General features: G+C 36.3%; 19 protein-coding genes. 9 read left to right on the forward strand and 10 right to left on the reverse strand.

The window, feature by feature from the left end:
* Nucleotides 1-18: 18 nt before the first annotated feature.
* Complete coding sequence (locus tag A3EM_RS0134335; RefSeq protein WP_020532791.1) at nt 19-1,269, forward strand: ABC transporter permease; 1,251 nt, start codon at nt 19-21, stop codon at nt 1,267-1,269.
* A 14-nt stretch (nt 1,270-1,283) separates the two neighbouring features.
* On the opposite strand, the gene A3EM_RS0134340 is transcribed toward A3EM_RS0134335, so the two are convergent.
* From A3EM_RS0134340 to A3EM_RS0134350, 3 genes are all read right to left on the reverse strand, one after another.
* Nucleotides 1,284-2,135 (reverse strand): LytR/AlgR family response regulator transcription factor, encoded by an 852-nt coding sequence (locus tag A3EM_RS0134340; protein WP_083925358.1) that lies wholly within the window; start codon nt 2,133-2,135, stop codon nt 1,284-1,286.
* Between the two features lie 127 nt (nt 2,136-2,262).
* The gene (gene nadE, locus A3EM_RS0134345; RefSeq protein ID WP_020532793.1) at nt 2,263-4,245 is read right to left on the reverse strand and encodes an NAD(+) synthase; all 1,983 of its coding nucleotides are present in this window, start codon (nt 4,243-4,245) and stop codon (nt 2,263-2,265) included.
* Between the two features lie 250 nt (nt 4,246-4,495).
* Nucleotides 4,496-6,286: an ABC transporter ATP-binding protein gene (locus tag A3EM_RS0134350; RefSeq protein WP_026210757.1), complete on the reverse strand. Its 1,791-nt coding sequence runs from the start codon at nt 6,284-6,286 to the stop codon at nt 4,496-4,498.
* Between the two features lie 427 nt (nt 6,287-6,713).
* Here A3EM_RS0134350 and A3EM_RS0134360 point away from each other — a divergent pair, with 427 nt between their 5' ends.
* Nucleotides 6,714-7,154, forward strand: coding sequence for a DUF3592 domain-containing protein (locus A3EM_RS0134360; protein ID WP_020532796.1), 441 nt, complete (start codon nt 6,714-6,716; stop codon nt 7,152-7,154).
* Between the two features lie 155 nt (nt 7,155-7,309).
* Here A3EM_RS0134360 and A3EM_RS0134365 read toward each other — a convergent pair whose 3' ends face one another.
* The gene (locus tag A3EM_RS0134365; RefSeq protein WP_020532797.1) at nt 7,310-8,479 is read right to left on the reverse strand and encodes a sensor histidine kinase; all 1,170 of its coding nucleotides are present in this window, start codon (nt 8,477-8,479) and stop codon (nt 7,310-7,312) included.
* 169 nt (nt 8,480-8,648) lie between these two features.
* On the opposite strand from A3EM_RS0134365, the gene A3EM_RS0134370 reads away from it, so the two are divergent.
* The gene (locus tag A3EM_RS0134370) at nt 8,649-9,284 is read left to right on the forward strand and encodes a hypothetical protein (RefSeq protein ID WP_020532798.1); all 636 of its coding nucleotides are present in this window, start codon (nt 8,649-8,651) and stop codon (nt 9,282-9,284) included.
* A 17-nt stretch (nt 9,285-9,301) separates the two neighbouring features.
* Here A3EM_RS0134370 and A3EM_RS0134375 read toward each other — a convergent pair whose 3' ends face one another.
* A complete protein-coding gene (locus A3EM_RS0134375) occupies nt 9,302-11,266 on the reverse strand; it encodes a TonB-dependent receptor (RefSeq protein WP_026210758.1) in 1,965 nt (654 codons plus the stop codon).
* 209 nt (nt 11,267-11,475) lie between these two features.
* Complete coding sequence (locus A3EM_RS0134380; protein ID WP_020532800.1) at nt 11,476-13,329, reverse strand: ABC transporter ATP-binding protein; 1,854 nt, start codon at nt 13,327-13,329, stop codon at nt 11,476-11,478.
* A 128-nt stretch (nt 13,330-13,457) separates the two neighbouring features.
* Between A3EM_RS0134380 and A3EM_RS0134385 the strand changes: the two genes are divergently transcribed.
* Complete coding sequence (locus A3EM_RS0134385; RefSeq protein ID WP_020532801.1) at nt 13,458-14,348, forward strand: alpha/beta fold hydrolase; 891 nt, start codon at nt 13,458-13,460, stop codon at nt 14,346-14,348.
* An 826-nt stretch (nt 14,349-15,174) separates the two neighbouring features.
* Entirely contained in the window at nt 15,175-16,923 is a 1,749-nt protein-coding gene (gene aspS / locus A3EM_RS0134390; protein ID WP_020532802.1) for an aspartate--tRNA ligase, read from the forward strand.
* A gap of 200 nt (nt 16,924-17,123) precedes the next feature.
* On the opposite strand, the gene A3EM_RS0134395 is transcribed toward aspS, so the two are convergent.
* The 3 genes from A3EM_RS0134395 to A3EM_RS0134405 form a co-directional block, all read right to left on the reverse strand.
* A complete protein-coding gene (locus A3EM_RS0134395) occupies nt 17,124-17,735 on the reverse strand; it encodes a hypothetical protein (RefSeq protein WP_020532803.1) in 612 nt (203 codons plus the stop codon).
* Between the two features lie 30 nt (nt 17,736-17,765).
* Nucleotides 17,766-18,584, reverse strand: coding sequence for a purine-nucleoside phosphorylase (locus A3EM_RS0134400; protein ID WP_020532804.1), 819 nt, complete (start codon nt 18,582-18,584; stop codon nt 17,766-17,768).
* A 69-nt stretch (nt 18,585-18,653) separates the two neighbouring features.
* A complete protein-coding gene (locus tag A3EM_RS0134405) occupies nt 18,654-19,031 on the reverse strand; it encodes a hypothetical protein (protein WP_211212034.1) in 378 nt (125 codons plus the stop codon).
* A gap of 416 nt (nt 19,032-19,447) precedes the next feature.
* Between A3EM_RS0134405 and dapF the strand changes: the two genes are divergently transcribed.
* Nucleotides 19,448-20,215 carry a diaminopimelate epimerase gene (dapF, locus tag A3EM_RS0134410; protein WP_020532806.1) on the forward strand — a complete coding sequence of 256 codons (768 nt, stop codon included), beginning with the start codon at nt 19,448-19,450 and terminating at the stop codon, nt 20,213-20,215.
* 336 nt (nt 20,216-20,551) lie between these two features.
* Nucleotides 20,552-22,591, forward strand: a complete 2,040-nt coding sequence (locus A3EM_RS44555; protein WP_044240682.1) for a CHU_0125 family OmpA-like outer membrane integrity protein — start codon at nt 20,552-20,554, stop codon at nt 22,589-22,591.
* A gap of 123 nt (nt 22,592-22,714) precedes the next feature.
* On the opposite strand, the gene A3EM_RS0134420 is transcribed toward A3EM_RS44555, so the two are convergent.
* Entirely contained in the window at nt 22,715-23,119 is a 405-nt protein-coding gene (locus A3EM_RS0134420; RefSeq protein ID WP_020532808.1) for an OsmC family protein, read from the reverse strand.
* Nucleotides 23,120-23,186: 67 nt separating this feature from the next.
* Between A3EM_RS0134420 and A3EM_RS0134425 the strand changes: the two genes are divergently transcribed.
* Both A3EM_RS0134425 and A3EM_RS0134430 read left to right on the forward strand, forming a co-directional pair.
* Complete coding sequence (locus A3EM_RS0134425) at nt 23,187-23,921, forward strand: hypothetical protein (protein WP_026210759.1); 735 nt, start codon at nt 23,187-23,189, stop codon at nt 23,919-23,921.
* A gap of 335 nt (nt 23,922-24,256) precedes the next feature.
* Entirely contained in the window at nt 24,257-24,955 is a 699-nt protein-coding gene (locus A3EM_RS0134430; RefSeq protein WP_020532810.1) for a hypothetical protein, read from the forward strand.
* The last annotated feature ends 5 nt before the right edge of the window (nt 24,956-24,960 follow it).

Raw genomic sequence — 24,960 nt, forward strand, 5'->3', positions numbered from 1 at the left:
ATTCCCAATCATTTAATAATGATTCTTTTTTTAAGATTATTCAAGGAAAGTTTTCGCTTCGCATATAACGCCTTAAGGGAAAATCTGCTTAGAACTACCTTATCACTTCTAGGAGTAACAGTAGGAATTTTTGCAATTATTGCCATTCTAACTGTAGTCGATACATTGGATAAAAGTATAAAAAACAGCCTTACCATATTTGGAAATGATGTGATTTATGTGGAAAAATGGCCCTGGAGTTTTGGCCCTAATTATCCCTGGTGGAAATACATGAACAGACCTTATCCGGACTATGAAGAATATGAGCATCTGGCTGAAAATCTTACCTGGGCAAAAGCTGTTTCTATTATGGATGTGAAAGGAGGCACAACCTTAAAATATAAAAATAGCAGCATTGGCGATGTGGATTTATTTGGTACTACTGAATCTTATTCCAGAGTATCAGACTTCACTGTAGAAAAAGGCCGTTTCTTCTCAGTTCAGGAAAATGAAAGCGGCAAAAATGTAGCTGTAATAGGTCACACCATTGCCAACGATCTTTTCGGAGATTTGGAACCTTTGGGAAAAGAAGTAAAAATAAAAGGGTTGAAATTTATGATAATCGGGGTGTTGGAAAAGCAAGGAGAGAACTTGCTTGATGCACCCAGTAACGATGAAATTTGTTTTATTACTTTTAAAACACTCACCAAACTTTATGCCTCCAGAAGTAGAGGAATAAGCCCATCCATTACCATAAAAGGTTATACAGAAGATAAAGGATTGATTGAGCTGGAGAATGAAATAAGAGGATTAATGCGTCCCATAAGAGGATTGAGGCCAATTGAGGAGGATGATTTTGCGATGAACAGGCCTGAGGCAATTGCCGATTTTTTTGATAATATTATTGGTGTTCTGACTTTTGCAGGCTCCATTATCAGTTTATTTTCACTATTAGTTGGTGGGTTTGGTATTGCCAACATTATGTTTGTTTCAGTAAAGGAGCGGACCAATCTGATTGGTATTCAAAAATCCCTTGGGGCAAAAAACTATTTTATTTTGCTTCAGTTTTTATTTGAAGCCATCTTTTTGAGTTTTATGGGTGGGGTTTCGGGAATTATTTTGGTGAATTTCATCTCGATTTTTTCAACGGACACTTTTGAAATCGTATTGAGTTTAGACAATATCTTTATCGGAATGGCTATTTCGCTTTGTATTGGTATAATTTCGGGAATAATTCCGGCAATTTCTGCTTCCAGACTTGATCCGGTAATTGCCATCAGGTCAAAATAAACTAATTCTGTCCCTCATCCGGTTTTTACCCTTTCCAAAATATCTTTTTTAATGGCACGGGAGACCGGAATTTCTCTGGTTTCTCCACTAGATAAATGCACAATTAATTTTAGGTTGCCGGCATTGTTTTTTACCTCACCTACCTGATTTAAATTTATGATGAAAGACCGGTGACATCTGGTAATAAAATCCTGACTAATCTGGTTCAATAGATCCTTTAGTGTAATTCTCAATAATCTCTCCTTAATACTTTCATTTTCCTGCCAGACTAAGTTAGCGTAATGTCCCTGAGCTTCTGCAAATAATAATTCTTTTGGGGAAATCCTTAAGGTTTCCTGGGTTTCTGTGTTGATAATGATTTCCTTTTCATTCGGCTCTGAAACTTTGGGAGGGTCGATCACAATGCTTCTTAATTGTTTGTTCTGGATTTGATAGGTTACAATTAGCATCGGCATTATGCCCACAGAAAATACTTTCAATTGAGATTGCAGGAAATAACTTAAGGTAGGTTCACAATCCTCAAATAAATAAACTTTGTAAAGAAAAATTAAAAAAGAGATCACGAAGAAATTCCACAAAGTCATTACGATATGGTGGAGAAAAGTCCAGTTTTCCACCTGGATTAAATTGGGAAAATACTTTGGTAAATAAAGTAAATTAAAGGAAAGGGCTATAAGGGTAATGATTCCGAAACTGATTATTTGAAGTCCGATTAATCGATTTTCCAGGTAATTATTGGGCTGAAATATCCATAAAAAAAGGATCGCAAACAGGCTGAGACTAATAACCAGTTTTAGATTATTGGAAAAATTATTGAAGAAAAAGGGAAATGGTTTTTGTAAGTTAAGGGTTATCCAGGACATCATATTCCTTCCTAAATTTACGTAAAATTAAAATTCTTGAAAATGCTAAAAGGGACTACCAAGTAAATTGGAGAATGGTGATCCCTTTTTTTTTAATACGAAAAATCCCGGAATTATAGTTTCCCACAACCTAATTATCATATTTTTCCAGTGTCTTTAATTCCCTTGTAAAGCCCCCTGATAAAATCGGAAATCTGCACCAGGTTTTTGGATCGAGATTCTTATCATCTAAATGAAAAGAGGGAGCATATCGTTCCCGTTTCCACTGATTTCTGCACCACAGCTGGAAAAATTTTATGGTCCATTTTTTTAATTGTTCCCTGGAATAATCAGGGAAAACTGTTTTCAACAGATTATAGCATTCCACCGGTACTTTTTTATCCCTTATAGCGGCTTCTTCGATAGCATCCAGCACTTCGTAAGGCATTAAATCATCTTCATCAGTCTGGTGAGAGTCCTGAGGCCTGAGTTCGGCAGTAGGTTGCTGCTCATTAACTGCTTTAAGGGCCGGAAGTTTCATATTTCCATCTATTCCTTCTTTTTCAAACCATTTTAACCATTCTCGTAGGAATGCTTTATCGATTCCGGCAATTGGACTTAAACCTCCACTGGTATCTCCATCCATTGTGGCATAACCCACAGCAGCTTCCGATCTGTTACTTGTGGAAACTAATAATGCACCTTTGATATTGGCCATCATCCATACACTTGGGGCACGCACCCTTGCCTGAATATTTTGTAAGGCAATATCATCAGTTGCCCAGGTTAATTCCCGGCCTAGTCCGTTGGAGATAATTTGTTTATAATTTTGGAAAATTTCATTTACATTGAATTCGTAATGGTCCGAATTGATAGCCTCTGCCAGTTTTGAAGCTGCATTACGGGTGACTTCTCCACTGTTTTCAGTAGGCTGGTAGGCCGTGGTAATTATCTTTTTGGCCAATTCTTCCACTGAATTACAATCTGAAAGCTCCTTAAAATAGGCCAGTTTTGCCTTAAACTTCTCAAGCCCCAGACTTTCCACTCCAAATTTGATCATCAGATAGCAAAGTGAAGCAATAGCCGAAGAATCGGCACCCCCACTTAGAGAAATTACAAATCCTCTTGACCGGCTTTTTCTCATATAATCAAAAAGGCCAAGGGAAACAGAGCGGGCGAATTCTTCTTCTTTAATAAAAGGGCTTTTTTCCCATTGCTTATCCTTATTTTTATAAGGCTCAGGAAGAATGGTGGGGAACTCGAATGGAATCTTAAAACAAATTCCGGTCAGGTCGGCAAATTTATAGTGAGTGCTACTCTGGGCCTGGTTTAGTCGGTTGTTATCTACATCAATCACTGCAGTGGTTAGCTTATAATCGTCAAAAGTTAACCTTTCTCCAACAGCCTGCAACACTCCGGAACTGGCGATAAGGGTTCCCCCATCGTAAATGGCTCTGCCTGCCTCATTGCCAGATAAATTGGCATAAATATAACTACAGCCAAAAGTTCGTGAACCTTCCAGCACGAATCTTTTTCGGACTTCAAGTTTATCAAAAGCAAAATGGCTTGCGCTTGGGTTGAGCACTAAATCTACACCCAATTTATGTAGCCTTGATCCAGGCCGACTGGAAACCCAGGCATCTTCGCAAATTTCAAACCCTACTTTTATATCATCCAGTTGAAAAACTATATCGCCAATGGGGTAGGTTTCTTTTCCAATTTTTATTTCTCCTTTTGTATTTTCCTGCCAGGGAGTAAACCATCTGGGCTCGTAATGGATGCCATCCCCCGGTAAGTGTTGTTTGCCTACAAAACCAAGAATTTTTCCATCAACAAGAAGTCCAGCAGCATTGAAAATCCTATTCTGAAATAATACAGGTAAACCAATGGAGGTGGCAATTCCCTTGGTATGGGGAAGAATTTCCAGTAACATTTCTTTGGCGGTTTGTAATATTCCAGGAGAATAAAATGCATCTTCACAGCCATAGCCTGTAATACATAATTCAGGCAGACAAAGGACTGAAACTCCCTGGTTTTTAGCCTCCTTTATTGAATTTACAATGTTGTTTTTATTATGGTCCCAATCTAAAGGGATTTGATTTAATACGGCTCCGCCTACCTTTATCAGTTTCATTGATGAGTTTTTATGCTGTACCTTTTTGAAAGGTAATTAAATAATTCCAATATCTTAAATATCATCCCTGGAATAGTGATAAGGCAAAGTTCTGAAATAACTTGAAGATTTTTTTAATCCGGAGGGTTACTTTTATAATAAAAAATTAATAGAACCTATGAAAATACGATCATAATAAGTAATGTTTGGATTCAGGCACTTTCTGATAGATAGTGCCTGTTTTTTTGTAAAGATTAAAGCCAGATATTTCCTAAAACTCGACTTCTTCTTCACCTTTTAGTTGTTTTTCGTAAAGCTCGAAATACATGCCTTTCAATGCCATCAATTCCTCATGAGTTCCTCCCTCCGTTATTTTAGCGCCATCAAGTACAATGATCTTATCCGCTAGTTTTGCGGAGGAAATTCTGTGGGAAATAATAATGGAAGTCCGATCTTCCATAATTCCTTTCAGGCTATTTAAAATTGCATTTTCAGTTTTGGTATCTACAGCAGAGAGACAATCATCAAGAATTAAAATTTCCGGCTTTTTAATAATAGCTCTGGCAATGGAAACCCTTTGTTTTTGCCCACCTGAAAGGGTAATTCCCCTTTCTCCCACCAAAGTGTCGAAACCTTTAGGAAACTGCTCAATATTTTCCATTAAATCGGCATCTTTGGTTGCCTGAATGATTTCTTCCTCAATGATTTCCTTCTTTCCAAAGGCGATATTATTTCTAATGGAATCCGAGAAAAGGAAAACATCCTGAGGCACATACCCAATATGCTTCCTCAATCTGGAAATTCTGAAATCCTTAATATTTTGGTCATCTATTAATATTTCTCCCTGGGAAGTATCATAAAGCCGGCAAATCAGGTTAGCTATGGTACTTTTTCCAGAACCTGTAGTGCCTAAAATAGCCAGAGATTCCCCCTGAGAAATCTCAAAAGAAATGTTTTCTAAAGCCCTGATACCGGAATCCGGATAATCGAAAGTTACATTATCGAACTTAATTTTTCCTTTTATCGGTTCATCATAATTCTTTAGCGATTTAATATCATTCTTTTGATTCAGGAATTCATTCAACCTTTCCTGAGAGGCTGCAGCTCGCTGAATTATACTGGTTACCCATCCAAGAGCGGTCACTGGCCAGGTAAGTAAATTGACATAAATGATAAATTCTGCAATATTTCCGGCAGTAATCGACCCATCGATAACCTCCAAACCCCCAACATAAACAGTAAGAATAATGCTCATACCAATCAATCCCAGCATCAATGGAAAGAAGAGGGAATTAACCAGGGCCAGACTCATAGATTTCTTCTTATATTCCCTGCTTTCCTTCGAAAACTTTTCTAGTGATTCTTTCTCTCTGGAATAGGCTTTAATTACTCTAATACCTGAAAAAGCTTCCTGCACAAATGTGGACATTTCAGACAAGCTTCTCTGAATTTCTTCAGATCTACGGTTAATCAAATTATGCACATAATAAATACTTAGGGAAAGCAAGGGCAGGGGTAATAATGAATACAGCGTAAGTTTTACATTTACAGTAAGCATATAACCAATTACCAAAACAAATGTAACAATCAGGTTAGTACTGTACATGACTCCCGGCCCCAAATACATTCTTACTTTACTTACATCTTCCGAGATTCTGGCCATTAAATCCCCTGTATTATTCTTTTTATAAAAACTTGTTGGAAGAGATTGATAATGTTCATAAATCTCATTTTTCAGGTCATATTCAATAAGCCTGGACATCACAATTGTTGTTTGCCTGGTTAGGAATAAAAAGCCGCCCCGGATAAATGCCATGATTACAATCAAACCTCCATACATTAGAATGATGTAAGTAAAATGACTGTAAAAATTTTCCTGTAGCTCAGTTCCCTTAAATAATGGATATAGGCCCAGGGTATCACTTACCAAATCGAAAGACTGCCTTACGAGTTGTGCTGGAAAAATTGCAAATACGTTGGCAAGTGAAATAAAAAGAATACCAAGTAAAAATCTGTATTTGTATTTAAAAAAGTATTTGTTCAGATAAGCTAGCTCCTTCACTCTATATTTTTTTTGTGTTGTTAGTCCTTTGAGTTTTGCCAGGACATATTTTCAAAATCAAATCAAAATTCTACCGGAAAATTAATTTATCCTTCTTCCGGAGATTCCAAAGTAATGTTATTACTAACATGAAAAAAACCAAAAAGATTTAATAAAAAGAAAAAGTTGAAAAATCCTCCTCCTTTAGGCAACCTTCAAGCCTCTTAAACCAGTGGCAAAATAAGCAGAAAAAGGTCTTTTTAACTATATAAAATTTGATACAGGTAATTTAATCGATAATTCCAGGGCTGATTACACATGTAAGTTTTTAAATATTATGAGCATGAATAAAACTCATTTTGCCCCGGTAATTGTAAAAGCATGTCAAAACTAAAGAGCTGGATATATTTCCTGACTCAAACTTCAATAAACTAAACAGACTAAAGCTTTGAAAAAGATAATTAATCTTAGTATCCGACTGGTACTTGCCTTAATCTATCTTGTTGGTGGTTGGGTGTTTTTCAAAATAAACTATTCGGATCATGCAAAGGTAGAATCTCTTAAAAACAACGGGATTGAAGCTAAGGCAGTAGTGAAAGACTTAAAAATGACTGAATCTGGCGTTTGCCCGTATTTAGAATTTGAAACTCCTGATAACAAGAAAACTTATTTTGTAGGATTTGAAAACAGTGATGTTCAGGTAGGAGATGTGGTAACAGTAAAATATAATCCTGAAAATGCTCAGGAAGCTGCACTTCAGGCAGATTTGGACGGATATCCCGGGAACTTTAAAAAATCAGTATTTGGAAGCGCGTTATTTTGCGGGATTTGTTTTGTAGTAGCAGTATTCACACTCACCAGTAAAAGATTTAAAATTCAAATGAAATAGAACCTTTACGAAAACTATAAGAAGGGCTGGTAAATTTTTGTCAGCCCTTTTTTGTTAGGGCATTTAAGCACCAGGTACTATTATTTCAAAGAAAAAGTAGTCTCTCTATCAGTCTTTTATGGCAAAATTATACAGGATTAATTTTGAATTACTATTTATTTGGGAATAAGAATTCTGAAAGTAGTACCCACATCAATTTCTGATTTTAATACAAAAATTTTCCCATTGTGATAGTTCTCCACAATTCTTTTTACTAAAGTTAATCCCAATCCCCATCCTCTTTTTTTGGTAGTAAACCCAGGCTGAAAAACCGTTTTCAATTTTGATTTTGGTATACCCTTGCCAGTATCGTTAATATCCAGTATAACAAATCTTCCATCTTTGGAATTTTTCAGATAAATCTCAATTTTTCCTGCTCCTCCCATCGCATCTACTGCATTTTTGCAGATATTTTCAATAATCCACTCAAAAAGGGGAACATTCAATTTGGCGTATAATTCGTGATCAAATTTTGGAGTAATGATGAATTTTACTTTGGTTGAGACTCTTTTCTGTAAATAGCCAATAATATTTTCAACTGCTTCTAATAAGTTTTCATCCTTTAAGGATGGCTCTGACCCAATACTGGAGAACCTTGACGTAATCATTTCCAGCCGCTTGATATCCTTGGTCATTTCCGGGATGATGGATTGATCAAAATTAGGATCAGTTTTGAAAAATTCAATCCAGGCCATTAGGCTGGAGATTGGCGTGCCTAACTGGTGCGCTGTTTCCTTAGCTAAACCCACCCAGACCCGGTTTTGTTCAGCTCTTCTGGCCGAGCTAAATACGAAATAAGCCAGAATGGAAAGAATAGACATTACAGTAATCTGCACATAGTTGAAGTACTTAATCTGACCAATAGCAGGGGAATTGGAATAATAGATATATTGCTTTTTGGCATCATTCAAATCTATTTCTATAGGCTGATATTCCTCTGCCATTTTCAGGATTTCTTTTTTTAAGAATTCTGTTTCTTTTTCCGGAGAAAGTTCTGGCATTATAATGTTTCTGTGGTCAAAAGGCCCAAGGGAATCGGCTAAAATTATAGGAATGGAGTTTTCTGCGAATACTATTTCTGTAAGTACAAAATTAAACTCTTCATCATTTTCTGATAGGATGATAAATTCATATGCTTTGGCAAAAAGATCAATCTGTTTTCTTTCTGTTTCGGCCAGTTGCTGGACTAAAATCTGCGTGTAGATAATGGAAAATATCCCTAATAAAAAAGCGATACCTACAATTATCCATTTGAGTTTTTCCTTATTCTGATATATATTAACCATCTCCGGTAGTTAGGGATTTAATGCAATTGATCTAAAATAAAAAGACAGAGCTGTGAATGAAACTGAGTGTTTTCACGTGAAACCTCAAATTTTAAACAAGCCCTAAAATAAAAACTTAAAAATATAGAAGTAATTAAATTTGAGAGTTTTAGCCAAAAATAATTAAGCCATGAAATTAAAATATATAATCTCTGCGCTCCTGATCACGATTTTTGTATTTGGATATTTGTTTCATAAAGAAGAGGAAAAACTGATTGCCAAATTTGAAAAGGAGAGGAGGGTTAGAAATAAGGCAGAAAAATTTAATTCAAGCGATCTTTTTCAAGCAGATGCAACTCAGAAAAAAATTGAAACACTGCTTTCAAGTTTTTCGATTCGGGAAAGCCCTTATTCAGATAGTTCCTGGTATGTTCATAAATACTGGAGTACATTCGACCAAAAAAGAATTGCTTTAACTGCAAAAATAAATGAGAAGGGGGAGTTTAGTCTGGTAAGTCAATATTATGGAAAAAAGAGGATTTTACACGACAGAATTTTTGTGAAGGTAGGAGAAAATTTATACGATAGTTCGGTGGTAAAAATTGATGTGCCAATTGATCATTCCCCAGTGGTGGAAGTGTGGGAGACTATTGAATTAAAAGAGGAGAAGGACTTATTGATTGCGAAGGAAATTTCCAGAAAGATTGATGAACCCGTTTATGTAAGGCTTTGGGGAAAGGAAGGTTATGAAGATATTCGGTTATCGGAGGAAAATAAAATGGCCATCCGGGAGACTTTGGAACTTGCCATTTTATTAAAATCCTGAAAAAACCTGAAAGTTGTTTAATATTCGAATCTGAATTTTACTCCAGCTCTAAACCACCTTCCTGGCATCAAAACTTCACCAACTTCCACATACTTAGAGTCGGTTAGATTGGTAGCCTCCAGATAGACCATCTTATTTGCTTTTTCCCAATATATTCTCATATCCAGAACTTCGTAGTTATCCAGGTTTGTATTTCCTTCCAGTATACTGTCATCATCAAATTGAGGTCTGGACAAATACCTGAATTTTAAAGAATTGTAAATGTTTTTTGCAATTTTATGATGGATGCCAAAAATAAACTGGTGTTTCAAATGACTTAAGGCATATCTCGATTTGAACTGGCTATCCTGCAAATCGGAATTGATATACACATAACTTGCAGATATTTTCTTTAGAATGGCTTCTGGCCCAATTCTTTGCTGAAAATCTACACTAAAAGAAGTCTCAATTCCCCATTTGTTTACATTCGAAAAGTTAACTGCCTGCCATTTTACATCAGGATTTTCCGGATCATTTATCCAATCAATGGTATTCTCTGCATTCTGAATGAAAAAATTAGTTTCTCCCAAAATCCCTTTTTCAGATGCCTTTAAACCAACTTCATACATCCAGGCCTCACTGGGCTTCAGATTTGGATCGCCAAAAGTTTGGGTGGCAGCCGAAGCATAATACAGGTCAAAAAAGGTGGGTACTCTATAAGTCTTACCTACATTTCCATAAATTTTAAGTAACTGGTTTACCTGATAGCCCATATCAATCCCGGGAAATACTTTAAATCCAAAATCGCTGTGCTGATTGACATAAATTCCGGGTGTCATATTGAATTTATGGAAGGTAAATCTGTGTTCCAGGAATACTCCAAGATTATACCGGCTATCGTCATTGAGTAATTGATTTTGGGCTTCAGGGTGTTGCTCCTCTTCCAGTCCGTCAATTGACTCATACCTGGTTTCTATTCCCAGGCCTGTTACTCCCCATTTGGAATCGTAACTTAAATTAACCTCCCCTCCAAAAACATTGGTTAAGTGAACGTTATTGAACCATTGAGGATTTTCTCTGTGAAATAGGTAATTATCCTTGTTTCCTCTCCAGTAAATTCTTGGTTTAATAAATAAATCACCTGCCACTTTCTCATAATCAAGACTTACCAAACTGGTTTTTACTTCTTCATATTCATCATTTCCAGCATAAAATCCATTTGCTCCAAATTTTCTATCCGTATATCCGAATTGAAAATTGAACTTTCCACCTAATCCTGTCAATTTTGATTGATAAAAAAGATTATTCATTTCATAATCTGTATTGTAGCGGTAGCCGTTCGATGCATTATGAGAAAGCGAAAGATATTGGCCATAAGTTTCCCCAGGCATTGAAAATCCAATATTTATTCCATAATCATAAAAAGTAGTATCACTTTCCTGAGAATCACTTTGCCCAATCCCGCTAAATCCATTGACCTCAATAAACCTCTTTTCAGGAACTTTAGTGATAATATTCACTGCTCCGGCATAAGCATTCTGGCCAAAAATTCTGGCTCCGGGCCCTTTCAGTACTTCTACTTTATGGATATTATTAATATTGAGTGGGAAGTTTAATAAATGATGACCCGTTTGTGGATCACTCATTTTAATTCCATTCACCAAAACCAAGGTTTCATCGAAATTGCTCCCTCTTATACTCAGATCACCCTGAATTCCCATTGCACCTCTCTGCCTTACATCCACAGAAGGTACATAATTTAAAACCTGGGCAAGACTTTGAACTGGTAAATTGTCAATGTCTTCTTTAGTGACCACAGTAATATTTCTGGAATATTCTGAAAATGGAATTTGCATTCTGTTTCCGGTGATGATCACATCGTCCAAAAATTGCGAAATGGTATCATTCAACTGGTGACTTACAGCTCCGGGGTTTTCCTGAGCAATGATGACCGGACTCATTCCTGAGGACAAAAAAAAGATAAAAAGTAAAATTCTTTTCATAGGTAATTTTGATTTTCTCTATTCAGTAACAGATCATCAGATCAGTTCTTAGGTAGTCAGGTTATTAAAAAAATAAAACATGATTTTATGGGGCAAAGCTATAACACAAGTCGTGGTATAAAAAAGACTTTTGTTACCTTTTCAACTAATACAAGACCTGATTGGCTCAGGAGAAATAGGGAATTATTTTATTTTTATGGGGATATTGGCTATAAATAACCCTGTGCCTGGAGGTGAAATAATTCCGCATATTTACCATTTTGAGCTATGAGTTCTTCATGACTTCCCAATTCTTTTACCTGTCCGTTTTCCAAAAACAAAATACGATCAGCCATCCTTACAGTGGAAAATCTATGTGAAATTAATACTGCTGATTTTCCTTCAATCAATTCAGAAAATCTTATAAATACTTCGTTTTCTGCTCTTGCGTCCAGCGCGGAGGTAGGTTCATCCAGAATAAGTATTTGGGCATTTCTCATATATCCTCTGGCCAGGGCAATTTTTTGCCATTCCCCTCCTGAAAGTTCGGTACCATTGTTAAATCGCTTTCCTAAAACCTGATCGAGTCCTTCTGGCAACTTTCCAATTACATTGCTGGCCAGACTTTTATGAGCGGCTTCTTTAATTTTTCCGAGATCTTCTCTTTCATCAATCTGGCCCACTGCTATGTTTTCTTTTGCAGTCATTTGAAACTTTACATAATCCTGAAAAATTACACCTATATTTTGCCTGAGCTCGCTTAAATTATATGACTTCAAATCTTTTCCATCCAGTAAAATTCTTCCTTCAGTGGGTTCATATAATCGGGAAAGTAATTTCACTAAAGTCGTTTTTCCTGCTCCATTTTCCCCAACAAGCGCTAGTTTTTCTCCGGGTTTCAAATGAAATGAAACATTTTTTAAGGACCATTTTTCACTGTTATAATATTTATAACCCACATTTTCGAATACAAATCCTTTTTGAATAGGATTGGGAACAGGAAGGTTTTGCGCAGCTGATTTAATATGAGGTTTAATTTCAAAAAACTCGAACAAATCCTGAAGATAAAGCGCGCTTTGGGAAATGCTGGAAAATCTGCTCATAATGCCCTGAAGTAAACTTTGCATGCGGTTAAATGAACCTGCAAGAAAAGTTAAATCACCAATGGAAATAATGCCTTCTACAGCCTGAATAAGGATAAAAATATAAGCTCCATAATAAGCAACCGAGCTAATCGAGGAAAGAAAACCTCCCCAGGATGCTCTTTTTATAGCTAGCTTTTTATTGGCATTATAATATTTATCCGAGACTTCTTTAAAGCGGTTGGCCAGGAAATCTGAAAGATTGAAAATTTTAATTTCCTTAGCAGTTTCATCACTGGCACCGATGTATCTGATGTAATCCAGTTCTCTTCTTTGGGGAGTCCAGCTTCGGGAAAGGGAATAATTTTCCTGATTGAAATAAGTTTCCCCTACGAAAGCTGGAATTACCGCTAGGAACAAAAGAAAGATTAACCAGGGATTATAAATGATCAGTCCAACGCCTAAAAATGCCACTGTGATCATATCCTGAACCTGTCCCAAAACCTGAGAAATTAAAACTACCCGGGCTGTAGTTTGTCTTCTGGCTCTTTCCAGTTTATCATAAAAATTGGCATCTTCAAACTGATAAAGGTCCAGTGAGGCCGCATGTTCAATCAGCTTTATAGAAATTTTATTGGCAAACAAATCTCCAATGAGGCTGTCCATCAGAGTTGTTCCCCGGGTTAAGAGTTCGGAAAGAATGACAAGTCCGAATTCAATTCCCACCCAAATCCACAGGGTTTCAAAGTCCGGATTTTTTGCTTCTGATAACCCAATGACTTCATCAATTATAAGCTTTCCCACATATAATTGAGACAGGGGAATAATTGATTTTATGATTCTAAGGGAAATAATGCCCAGGGTAAGTGCCTGGCTTGTTTCCCAAATTAAACTGAAAAACCTGGGGAGGTTTTGTAAAGCCCCAATTTGTTCCCGGAAGGAAAGATTCGGCCTGGGCCGGATATTATTCGCTTTCCCTCCTTTTGCAGGATTTGGATTCATATTTAAAAAGTTTGGCTACAACAACACATCAAAAAATTTTACCGAATATCAAAATTCAGATTGTTTTCCACTGCAGGGATAGTTAAATTAAATCACATTTAATTTACAAATTACTTACAAATCTACAGATGGATTTACTTACCCCGCAGGCATGGCATGACAAAGGACAACATTTCAACTACCTTGCCCACGATATTTTCTACCAGGAAGCTGGAAAAGGGGAGTGTCTGATTTGCCTCCATGGTTTTCCGACTTCTTCCTGGGATTGGTATAAAGTATGGAATGAACTTTCGAAAGATTTCCATGTGATTGCTCCGGATTTTATTGGTTTTGGATTTTCTGAAAAACCGCAGGAGTATCAATACTCTATTCTCGACCAGGCCGACTTAATAGAATTGCTTTTAGAAAAGAAAAAGTTCAATAATATTCATATCCTGGCACACGACTATGGAGATACGGTCACCCAGGAATTATTGGCCAGACATCAGGACAGGGTACAATTTAGGGAAGATGGTGTGACAATAAAATCAGTTTGCTTTTTGAATGGTGGGTTATTCCCCGAAGCTCACAAACCCAAAATGATACAAAAAGCCCTAATGGGCCCAATGGGGAGGTACGTGAGTAAATTTATTAATGAGAAAAAACTCACTGAGAATTTAAAAGATATTTTTGGGCAAAATTCCCAGCCTACAGAAAAAGAATTAAAACATTTTTGGAACATGGTCACCTATAATAAAGGGACCCAAATAGGGCACAAGTTAATAAGGTATATGACTGAAAGGAATGAATACAGAGATCGCTGGGTAGGAACGTTACAAAAAAATAAAGTTCCGATCCGGTTTGTGAATGGCCTTGAAGATCCCATTTCTGGGAAAAATATGGTAAAAAGATACAGGGAAGTTATTCCCAGACCAGATGTAGTGGAATTGGAAGGGATTGGACATTATCCTCAAATTGAAGCTCCAGAGGCTATGCTAAATGCTTTTAGAGAATTTCAGGAAAATATTAAGATCGTGTAAAAACAAAACCGGAGCTCAGCATGGCCAAGCCTCCGGCTTTACTAAACCCAAATCCATTGCCTTCGTTAACTTACACAATTCACTAAACATTCCAGACAAAAGCAGGCAAATGGATTTCTCCTCAATTTTAATTTTAATAAGTGGTAATTAATTCTGGTTAGTCAGATCAACTATCTCCCCTAGTTTTAATTCTTTCAATATTTATTAAGGGACCAAGTGTTTATTTAGGCAATCAAGACCAACATTAACAATACCACACACACCATAAAGAATCCCCGATTTTTCATTTTTATAGAGTTTTACGTAAAATGATAACACCTATGTAATCATTAAAGTTGGGTACTTTTCAGGCTTTGAATAGCACATTTCCGGGATATTTTTAAATTCTGTTATTCTTCTGGGAGTCTTTAGAGCGGTTTTAAAAAAATGGTTTATCGACTTTTTAGAAATATCTCAAACTAATGGACGAAAATAGTCCTGATTCGAAAATATTATTTCTTGAAAATTGATAAAGGAGTCTTGAAAAACCTCCCTGTATCCACTCTGGAAGGGAGAGAAAAGTTTCTTCTTCAATTGAAGGGGCCTGGGGGATGAAATAAGTGAGAGATTTTTTGGATGTCCTTTATAATGAAAAAGGTTGGGGATTTTTTTGAAAATAAAATTATTTAATTGCTGATTATCAGTGTTTTAAGCTGAAGTATTTAAAAGTAGAATTATTTCCGTCCGCTTAGTATATTCAATTATTTAATAATATTTTTGCAATCCATTTATTCAAATGTTGAAAATCTGGTATAAGTTATTAGAATCAATTTAAAAATATATTAAAATGCTTAGGAGTCATACTTGCGGAGAGCTAAGGAATGAACATGTTGGACAAAAAGTTACCTTATCCGGCTGGGTACAAAGGGTAAGAGATAAAGGAGGATTAGTCTGGATAGATTTAAGAGACCGATATGGAATTACTCAATTAGTAGGTGAGGAAGGAGTTACCGGTGCGGATGTATTGGAAAGTATGAAAAACCTTGGTCGGGAGTATGTGATTCAGGTAGAAGGAGAAGTGACTGAGCGGTTTTCCAAGAATGATAAACTGGCCACAGGAGACATTGAAATCAAAATTGCAGCACTTACCGTATTGAACGGAGCTAAGGTTCCTCCCTTTAAAATTGAGGATGAAACCGATGGAGGAGAAGATTTAAGGATGAAATACAGGTATTTAGATTTGAGGAGAAATCCGATCAGGGAAAATCTGGTATTAAGACACCGACTCGCTAAAGAAACAAGGAATTACCTGGATGCCCAATCTTTTATCGAGGTAGAAACTCCTGTTTTAATTAAATCTACGCCTGAAGGAGCTAGAGATTTTTTAGTGCCTTCAAGGATGAATCCCGGAGAGTTTTATGCCTTACCCCAGTCACCCCAAACTTTCAAACAATTGTTGATGGTTTCCGGCTTCGACCGATATTATCAGATTGTGAAATGTTTCAGGGATGAAGATTTAAGGGCAGACAGACAACCGGAGTTTACCCAAATAGATTGTGAATTGGCTTTCGTAACCAGAGAGGATATTCTTAATCTTTTTGAAGGATTAATGAAGCATCTTTTAAAAGAAGTGAAAGGTGTGGAAGTGGATAATTTCCCTAGAATGGATTATCAGGATGCCATGAAATATTATGGAAATGATAAGCCTGATATTCGGTTCGATATGAAATTGACCGACCTGAATGATGTGGCCCAGAACAAAGGTTTTAATGTTTTTGATAGTGCGGAAATAGTATTGGGAATCTGTGCGGAAGGTTGTGCCGAATATACCAGAAAGCAAATCGACCAATTGACTGACTGGGTGAAAAGACCTCAGATTGGTGCTAAAGGGATGGTTTATGTTAAATGTAATCCTGATGGCAGCTTCAAATCTTCAGTGGATAAATTCTACAGCCAGGATGACTTGAAAGCCTGGGCGGAAAAATGTAATGCAAAACCAGGGGATTTAATTCTGGTCTTATCCGGGGAGTTAAATCATACCAGAAAAGCCATGAGTGAGTTGCGATTGGAAATGGGCGAAAGACTTGGGTTAAGAGATAAAAATACTTTCAAGCCACTTTGGGTTGTGAACTTCCCATTGCTGGAATGGGATGAAGATACCAAAAGATTCCATGCCATGCACCATCCGTTTACTTCTCCTGTTCCAGAAGATTTGGACAAACTTGAAACTGATCCGGGTAGTGTTAATGCCAATGCATATGACATGGTCATCAATGGGGTGGAAATTGGCGGTGGTTCAATCAGAATTCACGATAAGGAAATCCAATCAAGAATGTTTGATGCACTTGGATTTACCAAAGAAGAGGCCCAGGCACAATTTGGATTTTTAATGGAAGCCTTTGAGTTTGGCGCACCTCCACATGGTGGAATTGCTTTTGGTTTTGACAGAATTTGTTCTCTTTTCGGAGGTTCCGATTCCATCAGAGATTACATTGCCTTCTCTAAAAACACTTCGGGAAGAGATGTAATGATTGATTCTCCTTCTCCAACTAATGATGAACAATTGAAGGAATTAGGTATTGCGCTTAGGAAATAATGGGGAAAGCTTAGTTTTACTGAAAAGCAATTGAGCTTCTAATTTTCAAGAAACAAGAAGTCAGACGCCAGAAATTTTTTGCCTCTTTTTCATCTAATGGAAAAAGGGGCAAAAGTTTAAGCTTCTTGCATGATTTCTCATTTATGTAATAAGGTTTTTGGAAATAAAAGAAAATCCGATTCCTTAAAAAAATCAGGGATTTAGTCTCTTTGGTTTAAGTAATCTAATACTTCTTCCACAGAGCCTAAATCCCCTTTTTTATTGTAGATTTCAATTCTTTCCAATTCACCATAGATCAAGTCCTTTCTGTCACCGGTTAAGGTGCCCTGGGAATGTGTCACTTTTTCCTGCCAGCGTAAAGGTTCTCCGGATATACTATAAATTTTAATAGAAGGATAAATTTTTAAGGCAACTGTAACAGCAGTCATAAAGGCTCTTAATTGTTGAAACGGAGAAGCCATTACGATTAAAGTTTTATATTCTTTTTCCTTACAATGGCTGATGGCGGCCTGAGCTTCTATTAGGGTATGCAGTATAGGTGTATCATCCTGTAATATTCCTTCAATTTTATTGGAAGGAATTCCCATTTGGATAAGTCCTTTTTCCCAAAGTTCAAACCCTGGATAGCCACTTTTAGGTGCACAATTGATAAGTAAAACCTTCTGAGCCAATTTTTCATAAATTACTTTTTTGGCTCCCAAAAAAGCAGAGTCTTGATTATCAGCTGTTTGACCAAAAAGAAAAAGAGCATCAGATGGCCGATGAGGTATGTAATCACTAAATACTCTGTTTTGCAATTCAAAAATTTTCATGAAGGAAATGGAATAATGTTTTTGGGGAAATTAATTCACTTTTACCACTAATTCTTTAATAAGCTTAGTAAGGTTGGGTTCTGCTTTTGCAGCTGCTGCAATCACTTCCTGAATAGTGATTTTTTTTACTTTGCCAGGAGAGCAAAGGTCTGTAATAACAGAAACAGCAAATACAGGAATTTCCATTTGTCTGGCTACAATTACTTCCGGAACGGTGGACATACCTACTGCATCAGCGCCTATTATTCTCAGGTATTTATACTCTGCCTTAGTTTCCAGATTAGGTCCGGGTACACTGACATAAACACCCTCTTTAAGATTAATTTGATGAGCATTTGAAATTTCATGTGCCAGGGAAATTAATTCCAAATCATAAGGTTCACTCATATCAGGAAATCGCACCCCAAAATCATCAAGGTTAGGGCCGGTGAGAGGGTTTTCGTATTGCAGATTGATATGATCATTAATCACCATCAAATCGCTTGTTTCATATTCAGGATCCAATCCTCCCGCAGCATTGGAAACAAATAAATACTTGATGCCCAATAATTTCATTACCCTTACAGGGAAGGTAACTTCTTTCATATTATACCCCTCATAATAATGAAATCTGCCCTGCATAACCACCACAGGTTTACCTGATAATTTTCCAAAAATGAGTTTTCCGGAATGGGTTTCTACAGTGGAAACAGGGAAATGGGGTATTTTTTCGTAAGGAATGATTTCCTGGATTTCGATATCATTTACAAGTGCGCCAAGGCCTGTTCCCAGAATAATACCAACTTCTGGTACTAAATCGCACTTTGATTTTAGAAAATTACTGGCTTCTTGAATTTGTGCTGAAGTCATTTGATAGGGGTTTAGATTTCCGGGCTAATGTTAATACAAAAAAATCAGAAAGCTAAACCCGTGGTGGTTTTATTGAACAGGAACCACTACTTTTTTCCCTTTTTTCTTTTTGGTTTTACCTGGTTGTTTTTTACCAAATAACTTGAATTTTTTTCCCCTTTTGTTTTTAGGTACTTTTCTTTTACTCACATCTTTTTTACCACCAACTTTTTCCCCATATCTCAGGTTTTGTTTTCTGTACCAGGGCAAACCACGGTATAATTCCCCACCATGGTAATGATGCATCCTAACCATACAGCCACTTTGTCCTTTTCCACTGGGTTGCAAAGGACACATTTTAGGACCACAAGATGAGAGAATAATAATTAAGGCTATTCCCGGCAAAGTTTTCCTCAAAATATTCTTGTGAATGCGCATAGTGGATCTGTAAATAATAGCAGAAATCAATTTAAAAAATATAAAAATAGTTTACATCCGTTTTCCACTTGTTCTTTTTGCTCAATACTTCTTTGTTTTTTCGTTGTGTAACGCTGCAATGCATCTCAAAAACACATCGTCTTGGGCAAAAATTAAGACGTTTAAAAGCGGATTAAATTCTTTCAACTTTACTAAAAAAGCATTTATCATTCCAAGTTGGAAAAGGGTCTTTTCACAGTCCCTGTGATTAATTCCAAATTAGTCCTTAAATTTTAGGCTGGTTTTTAAAATTATGGAACGTAATCTACTTTATTCAATTTTATATTTAATCAACATAATCATTTAATGCATCCGGCAAATATTATTCAAACTATTAAAATTTCCAGAAATAGAATTGTGATTTGATTAATTTTGTTGATAGATGAGAATTATAAAAAAAGAAATTCATGGAGCTAAAATTTTATAAATATCAGGGAACAGGAAATGATTTTGTGATGATAGATGACAGGAGAGGAGAGTTTAATCAAAGTAACCACCAATTAATTGAGAAGCTGTGTGACCGCAAATTTGGAGTTGGTGCAGACGGACTAATTTTGTTGAGGAATCATTTAGAGTCTGATTTTGAAATGATTTATTTTAATGCAGATGGTTATGAAGGGTCGATGTGTGGGAATGGTGGCAGGTGCGCTGTGAGATTTGCCCATGATCTGAAAATTTTTGAGGAAAATACCACTTTTTTAGCGGTAGACGGCCTGCATGAAGCTAAAGTGGATGGGGACTGGATTCACTTAAAAATGGGTGAAGTCAGCCCAGTGGAAAAAGGAAATGATTATTGGTTTTTGGACACGGGTTCCCCACATTACATCAAGTTTGTAGAAAATATTGAAAATTTTGACGTTTTCGGAGAAGGCAAAAAAATACGACATGATTACAGAGAAGAAGGCACAAACGTCAATTTTCTGGAGATAAAAGATGATAATAGTCTTTTTGTGAGAACTTTCGAGCGAGGAGTGGAAAACGAAACTTTATCTTGTGGTACTGGTGTAACGGCTGCCGCTTTAATTTCAAAAGAAAAGAATTTGAAAAGTCCTGTAAGTATCAAAACCCTTGGTGGCCAGCTTAAGGTTGCATTTGAAGAAGAAAATGGTGCTTTTAAGAATATTTATCTGATTGGTCCCGCTGAAAGGGTGTTCAGTGGAACTATTAAAATTTGATAATTTTTGATAATAAATATTTAAGAAGGCTCAGATTTCATTTTTATTAAATAAATTTGGTTAGTATCGTTTAAAATTTTACTAAGCTCTTTAGCTTAACTTTTAAATAAAATTTTTTCGACTAACAAACATTCATATTTCGTTTAGAGAATTTTTTCAAATCTTAAAAACAGGTTTCCAACTAATTATTAGTAATTTTTGTCCAATTAAGTGAATAATATCAACTCTTTTTAAACTATCTAACACTTTCTCTATTTAGTATAAAATCAGTTTATAGAAAATATCAAAATTGCTGTGGAAATGCAGTAAGCTGAATTATTCAAAACATAACATAAAATGAATAGAATACTATACATTTTTCCTCTGGCCATGATTTTTATGATGTGGAGCTGTGCCACAAGTTATAAATCTGCCGAAAATAAGATGAAGGAGGGTAAGTATGAAACGGCTATCGAGATGTATAAAAGTTTGATGGCTGATTCGAAGGATCAGAAGTTGATTGCCATGGCAAATTACCATATTGGTGAGTGTTACAGGCTATCCAACAGAATGCCCATGGCAGAGCCATTCTACAAAAAAGCTTTTAAGAGCCAGGTTATTGAAGATGAAAACCTTCTTTACCATTATGCCTTTGCTTTAAAAGCTGTGGGTAATTATGAATCGGCAGAAAAAGGTTTTAAGAAATATGTGCAGGAAGGTTCTAATTATAACCAGACGAAAAGGGCCAGGCAGGAACTGAAAAACCTGACAGAAGTAGGAAAACTATCTGAACCTGATCCCTACATAACTATTGAAAACTGTGATGCATTAAATTCAAGTGCGGCTGAATATTCCCCAATTGTTGTTGATGATAGATTAATATTCACCAGTTCCAGAGAAAGTTCCATGATCTATGAAGCTACCGGAACTGGTTTTACCAATTTGTTTTACTACGACCTGGATAAAGATAAAAATTGTGAAGGAACTCCAACTCCATTTAATGATCTGGTAAATCTGGAAGGTTTTCATGAAGCTTCTCCAACATTTACCAAGAATGGAAAAGTAATGGTATTTGCCAGAAGTAATGCGGGCAAAAAGAAAGATATTATTAGAGATGTAAAACTGTACTATTCCCAGTTTGATGGAGAAAACTGGTCTGAAGCCAAAGTATTGTTTCCTGTGAGTAATTATGATAATTACAATGGACAGGCAATTTGGGATGCCTGCCCTGCATTAACGGCTGATGGGGAGCGTCTGTATTTTGCTTCAAACAGGCCGGGAGGATATGGAGGAATCGATATTTACAGATCGGATTTACAGGCAAATGGACAGTGGAGCAGACCTAAGAACATGGGGAAAACCATCAATACAGCTGGAAATGACATGTTCCCTTATATTACAAGAGAAAGGGTATTGTATTTTGCTTCAGACGGACATGCAGGGATTGGTGGGCTGGATATTTTTAGAGCTACCATGAAAGATGGAAAGATTAAGATTAAAAACTTGGGTGCTCCCATCAATTCCACTGCTGATGATTTTGGTTTAACCCTTAAGGACAGGAAAAACGGCTATTTCGCAAGCAATAGGGCTTCCGATGGAGCTAAAGGAGATGATGATATCTATTATTTTGAAGATAATACACCAGATACAAAAACGGTTAATTACTTCCTGGCTGGAACATCTTATTTGGAAGAAGATATCAACAGAACATTGTTGGCAAATGTGAAAATGGAACTATTAAATGAAAAAGGTGAGGTGATTGGTGAAACAACATCCGATTCAGTTGGTCGGTTTAAATTTGAAACACCACTTGAAATTGGATATGATTATACAGTAGTCGGAAACAAAACCGACTTCATTTCAAAATCAAGAATTTTTTCTACTATTGGCAAGGGTATACCTGAGGACGATCTGGAGGATCCTGTTACCAATATTGTTTTTGAAACAGATGTAGTTTTATTCCAAAATGTATTTATCGCGCTTGAAGGAGGTGGAGGAGATGATGATGGATCTGCAGGTGCTTCTATAGTTTTAGAGGGTATTTTATATGATTTGGATTCATGGGAAATAAGGCCGGATGCAGCCAGAGAGCTGGATAAGCTTGTAGCCTTCTTAAAAAGTAAGCCTTATTTAATGGTAGAACTAGGAGCTCATACTGACTCCAGGGCCTCCAATAGATATAACATGAAACTATCCAGAAGGAGAGCAGAAGCTGCTGTAGAATATATTGTGGAGCAGGGAATAAGTGAACAAAGAATTGTAGCTAAAGGGTATGGGGAGACTCAGTTGGTTATTCCAGATGCGGTTTCTGAAGAAGAGCATCAGGTGAACAGGAGAACAACCGTGACTGTTTTAGGACAGATTGATCCCTCAGAACTGGATGAATCCGGAGAATAAATAATAGAAATAACTAAAAAAGGAAGGTAAGTGATTACCTTCCTTTTTTAGTTTTATTATCCATCCGGCTTGAGATCAATGTTTTGATTTTAGAAAATAGAATAAATAAACCAGCACTGAGGCTTAAAATTCAAAACTTATTTCCTGCTGGATATCCGGATTAATGCTCAAAGCTACAGGACAAGAAAGCGCAGCATTTTTAAGTTGTTCTTGCTCGTCTGTGGTTAAGTTATTCTCCTCAAACTTAAAGTGAATTCTGATTTTGCTAATGGCCCTTGGGTTGGACTTCATTACCTTTTCAGTTTCATAATTAACCAGTGGCATATTAATGCCATTTTTATTCGAGTATATGCCCATAATTGTAACCATACAAGTCCCTAATGCTACGGCAACAAGGTCCGTAGGAGAAAATGATTCTCCTTTACCATGGTTATCAGTTGGGGCATCTGTAATTAATTCAGTTTCTGATTTTAAGTGGGTTACCTTATTTCTAAGTTGCCCAAGGTAAGCTGATTTGAATTGTATCATGATGAACAAATTTTTGTATCTTAGCGTTTTCTGAAAATTTATAGCTATTTAAAACATTTTGGAAAAAGTGACAAATAAATTTCTTGTTATATTCCTGTTTATAGTATTATATGCTACAAATGGTTTTGCTCAATTCTGGACTGAGGCTGATGAAGATTTAATATATCGAAGGGAAAGTGTTTATGGAATTAATTTCAATACGAATGGTGGACTGATAGGTGGCGTTTCCTTTAAACATGCCAGGGTGATTAATAAATTTATGTTTCATAGCTTTTCTATTGAAGCGGTAAATGTGAAACATCCAAAAGAAAGCCGTTACCAAAACATTTCCACTGGGAGTAGTTATATCGCAGGAAAATCCAACTATCTATATGTTTTAAGGCCACAGTATGGTAGGGAGCTTGTTTTATTCCAAAAAGCAAAGGAGCAGGGTATTCAGGTGAATTTTATACCGGCAATCGGACCAACTCTGGGTATTGTTGCCCCTTATCTCATCCGTTATGAATACCTTAATGGAAGGGTCGCCACCGAACCTTACGATTCGAATGTTCATCAGTTAAGTAATATTTTGGGCACAGGTAGTTTTACCGAAAGCCTTTCTCAGGCATCCATTGTGCCTGGTCTCTCTGTAAAGGCCTCAGTTACTTTTGAATTCGGAACATTTAAAAATAATGTGACAGGATTTGAAGCTGGATTCATGGTAGATGGATTTACTAAGGAAATTATTATCATGGAAGAAGCGGACAACCGCCAGGTCTACACCTCAGCTTTTCTAACATTTTTCTACGGAACAAGGAAATAATCTTTTCTGACTATAAATTAATTTTACCCATAGATACTTTATTGATTACTTTCAATAAGTGTTATATCTCTTGGTTTTAAACTCTTAGTTATAGAACTCCGCCAAAATAAACCTTTCTTTTCAGGGTTAATCTTATAAGCTTTCGGGATTTTTTACCCAACTTTTGTTGATTTTCAAGGGTCTTTTTAAGTGGGATACTTTTTTATTAATTAACCCCAATTTTTTAATGAAAAACCCAAACAACTTCAACTTTTTTCCAGTTTAGTATTTCTCTACATTTTATTACTACCCATATGATTTACCGAGGTGTCTTTCTTTTTTGGATATCATTCTTCATGATCAATTTTAATTCTTTTGGCCAATTCTGGACCGAGGAGGATGAAAACTGGCTATACAAAAAAGAATATGTGTATGGAATTAATTTTAATACTAATGGAGGGTTGATAGGTGGATTTACATTCAAATATGCCAGAGTAATAAATGAAAAAATGTATCATAGTTTTTCCGTAGAGGCAGTTGAAATAAAGCACCCTAAGGAAAATTCCGTAAATAGCTTTTTGAGCGGTAATAGTTTTGTTTTAAAAAAGCTAAACTCTTTTTATGTGGTAAGGCCGCAATATGGGAGGGAAATCGTATTATTCAAAAAAGCCAAGGAAAAAGGGGTTCAGGTAAACTGGATTAATTCAATTGGTCCTGCCATTGGTATTTTGGCGCCTTATCATATTCAATACCAATATCAGGATAATTCTGTAAAGACTGAACCGTATGATCCCGCAATTCACACCGATTTAAATTCAATTGTTGGTCGGGGAAGTTTTATTGATGGCCTTTCAAAAGCCAGTTTAGAATTTGGAGGAAGTTTCAAATCCTCTGTTTCTTTCGAGTTTGGAACTTTCAAGAAAAATGTAACAGGATTTGAGGCTGGGTTTATGTTGGATGTGTTCGCAAATGAAATTCCTATTATGTATGAAGCTCAAAACAAAAGTGTTTATACATCAGTATTTCTCACCATATTTTTCGGAAGCAGGAAATAATTGAG

The organism is Flexithrix dorotheae DSM 6795 (assembly GCF_000379765.1).
Classification (GTDB): Bacteria; Bacteroidota; Bacteroidia; order Cytophagales; family Flammeovirgaceae; genus Flexithrix; species Flexithrix dorotheae.

What these genes read in the sequence shown, in the direction of transcription:
- A3EM_RS0134335 (WP_020532791.1), top strand. Translation starts at nt 19, where the DNA reads ATGATTCTTTTTTTAAGATTATTCAAGGAAAGTTTTCGCTTCGCATAT.
- A3EM_RS0134365 (WP_020532797.1), bottom strand. Translation starts at nt 8,479, where the DNA reads ATGGTTAATATATATCAGAATAAGGAAAAACTCAAATGGATAATTGTA.
- A3EM_RS0134340 (WP_083925358.1), bottom strand. Translation starts at nt 2,135, where the DNA reads ATGATGTCCTGGATAACCCTTAACTTACAAAAACCATTTCCCTTTTTC.
- dapF (WP_020532806.1), top strand. Translation starts at nt 19,448, where the DNA reads ATGGAGCTAAAATTTTATAAATATCAGGGAACAGGAAATGATTTTGTG.
- nadE (WP_020532793.1), bottom strand. Translation starts at nt 4,245, where the DNA reads ATGAAACTGATAAAGGTAGGCGGAGCCGTATTAAATCAAATCCCTTTA.
- A3EM_RS0134380 (WP_020532800.1), bottom strand. Translation starts at nt 13,329, where the DNA reads ATGAATCCAAATCCTGCAAAAGGAGGGAAAGCGAATAATATCCGGCCC.
- A3EM_RS0134420 (WP_020532808.1), bottom strand. Translation starts at nt 23,119, where the DNA reads ATGATACAATTCAAATCAGCTTACCTTGGGCAACTTAGAAATAAGGTA.
- A3EM_RS0134400 (WP_020532804.1), bottom strand. Translation starts at nt 18,584, where the DNA reads ATGACTTCAGCACAAATTCAAGAAGCCAGTAATTTTCTAAAATCAAAG.
- A3EM_RS0134430 (WP_020532810.1), top strand. Translation starts at nt 24,257, where the DNA reads ATGATCAATTTTAATTCTTTTGGCCAATTCTGGACCGAGGAGGATGAA.
- A3EM_RS0134375 (WP_026210758.1), bottom strand. Translation starts at nt 11,266, where the DNA reads ATGAAAAGAATTTTACTTTTTATCTTTTTTTTGTCCTCAGGAATGAGT.
- A3EM_RS0134385 (WP_020532801.1), top strand. Translation starts at nt 13,458, where the DNA reads ATGGATTTACTTACCCCGCAGGCATGGCATGACAAAGGACAACATTTC.
- A3EM_RS0134370 (WP_020532798.1), top strand. Translation starts at nt 8,649, where the DNA reads ATGAAATTAAAATATATAATCTCTGCGCTCCTGATCACGATTTTTGTA.
- A3EM_RS0134395 (WP_020532803.1), bottom strand. Translation starts at nt 17,735, where the DNA reads ATGAAAATTTTTGAATTGCAAAACAGAGTATTTAGTGATTACATACCT.
- A3EM_RS44555 (WP_044240682.1), top strand. Translation starts at nt 20,552, where the DNA reads ATGAATAGAATACTATACATTTTTCCTCTGGCCATGATTTTTATGATG.
- aspS (WP_020532802.1), top strand. Translation starts at nt 15,175, where the DNA reads ATGCTTAGGAGTCATACTTGCGGAGAGCTAAGGAATGAACATGTTGGA.